The organism is Aquirufa sp. ROCK-SH2 (assembly GCF_054558315.1).
Map to the genome: position 1 here is coordinate 1 of NZ_JBPXKB010000011.1, position 375 is coordinate 375.

General features: G+C 42.1%; 1 pseudogene. It reads left to right on the top strand.

The features are described from left to right. Positions 1 to 375, top strand: a pseudogene (locus V7S79_RS12175) (hypothetical protein); the annotation flags it as partial.

Below are 375 nucleotides of genomic sequence, written 5' to 3' on the forward strand. Positions count from 1 at the left end.
CCATCCACACCAGTAGCAAGTGTAACAGTTCAACCGAGTTGTACGGATTCGACTGGCACGATCAAATTTACTGCCCCATTGGGTACTAATTTTAGTTATAGCATTGATTCTACGAATTATCAATCAGGAGTAGAGTTTACGAATGTAGCTGCTGGTACTTATACATTACGAGTGAAGAATGCAGATGGTTGCGTGAAGGCTTCAACGAGTACTTTGACAGTAGTGGCAAATGCGGGTATTCCATCCGCACCAGTAGCAAGTGTAACAGTTCAACCGAGTTGTACGGATTCGACTGGCACGATCAAATTTACTGCCCCATTGGGTACTAATTTTAGTTATAGCATTGATTCTACGAATTATCAATCAGGAGTAGAG